This is a genomic window from Mesorhizobium sp. M7A.F.Ca.AU.001.01.1.1 (assembly GCF_004022735.1).
In the GTDB taxonomy this organism is placed as follows: Bacteria; Pseudomonadota; Alphaproteobacteria; order Rhizobiales; family Rhizobiaceae; genus Mesorhizobium; species Mesorhizobium ciceri.
The window spans coordinates 1-1,092 of sequence record NZ_RZPF01001158.1; the positions used below are offsets into that span (position 1 = coordinate 1).

Sequence of the window (1,092 nt, forward strand, 5' to 3'; positions counted from 1 at the left end):
GTGGTGCCCTGGGAAGAAGACCCGACGGCAGCGGTCATCTGCGACCTCGTCCACCAGGACGGACGCTCGGTCGAGTTCACGCCGCGCAACGTGTTGAAGCGTGTGGTGGCCGCCTATGACAAGCTCGGCCTGAAGCCTGTGGTGGCGCCCGAGATCGAGTTCTACCTGGTGCGCAAGAATCCCGACCCGGACTATCCGCTGACCCCGCCGGTTGGCCGGTCGGGACGCGCGATCGGCGGCGGCGCCGGCTATTCGATCGCCGGCGTCAACGAATTCGACGAACTGATCGACGACATCTACCATTTCTCCGAAAGCCAGGGCCTGGAGATCGATACGCTGATCCACGAGGAAGGTGCCGGCCAGTTGGAGATCAATCTGCGCCATGGCGACCCGATCGAACTGGCCGACCAGGTGTTCATGTTCAAGCGCACCATTCGCGAGGCGGCGCTGAAGCACGAGATCTACGCCACCTTCATGGCCAAGCCGATCCAGGGGCAACCCGGCTCCGCCATGCACATCCATCAGTCGATCATCGACAAGAAGACCGGACAGAACATCTTTTCGGCCGCTGACGGCTCGGAAACCGACGATTTTTTCCACTTTATCGGCGGCATGCAGAAGCATGTGCCGAACGCGCTGGTGATGTTCGCGCCCTATGTCAATTCCTACCGCCGGCTGACACAGGCGGCGTCGGCGCCGGTCAACAACAAATGGGGCTATGACAACCGCACCACGGCGTTTCGCGTGCCACGCTCGGATCCGGCGGCACGGCGCGTCGAAAACCGCATCCCGTCCTCCGATGCCAATCCCTATCTGGCGCTGGCGGCATCGCTTGCCTGCGGGCTGATCGGCATCACCAACAAGATCAAGGCCGAGCCCCCGGTCCTGACAACGGCCAATGCCGACGAGATCGACCTGCCGCGCGGCCTGCTTGAAGCCGTCGACCTGTTCGAGGGCGACGAGGAACTCTGCGCTCATCTGGGCAAGTCGTTCGCCGCGACCTATGCGGCGATCAAGCGCGCGGAATTCGAGACCTTCATGGAAGTGATCAGTCCGTGGGAGCGGGAGTATTTGTTGCTGAATGTGTAGGGG

1 protein-coding gene is annotated in these 1,092 nt (G+C 62.5%); it reads left to right on the forward strand.

Annotated features, from left to right (window positions below):
- Positions 1-1,089 (forward strand): glutamine synthetase family protein (locus EN884_RS36725; protein WP_164895450.1); only part of this gene is annotated, 1,089 nt, incomplete at its 5' end.
- Between the last annotated feature and the right edge of the window lie 3 nt (positions 1,090-1,092).